Below are 535 nucleotides of genomic sequence, written 5' to 3' on the forward strand. Positions count from 1 at the left end.
TATCGTTGACAAAAAGGATTCCCCTGCGCGTCTGGCTGTGATTCAAGATCATCTCTACGTGGGAGGTGACCTTGGCACGCAATCTGATGTCCGACGACGAATGGGCATTCTTTGAGGGCTTCATCCGAGCCGTCCGGCATCCGAACGGGCGCAAGCCTGCGGACCATCGACTTGTTCTGGATGGCATTTTCTGGGTCGCGCGGACCGGTGCGCCCTGGCGGGACCTGCCAGAGGAGTTTGGCAAGTGGTCATCTGTCTACCGGCAGTTCCGGCGCTGGACGCTCGCCGGGCTGTGGGAGGACATCCTGGATGCCTTGAACCACGCGAAGCTCGCGCCCGACAAGCTCCAGATGATCGACAGCACTGTGATCAGGGCCCACCACCATGCGGCCGGCGCAAAAGGGGGACTCCGAAAGAGGCTCCTGGCCGTTCGAGAGGTGGGTTCCCGACCAGGATCCATCTCCGCGTCAACGGCGCAGGCCTCCCGATGAGGACCGGGATCACGCCGGGGCAGGATTCCGACTACACCGGCTAT

At 62.2% G+C, this 535-nt stretch carries 1 pseudogene; it reads left to right on the top strand.

Annotation, left to right across the window (positions count from 1 at the left end):
• Positions 1-65: 65 nt before the first annotated feature.
• Positions 66-535 (top strand): annotated as a pseudogene (locus PKE99_RS39460) (IS5 family transposase); the annotation flags it as partial.

It is taken from the genome of Pseudonocardia halophobica (assembly GCF_027922425.1).
Taxonomy (GTDB): domain Bacteria; phylum Actinomycetota; class Actinomycetes; order Mycobacteriales; family Pseudonocardiaceae; genus Pseudonocardia; species Pseudonocardia halophobica.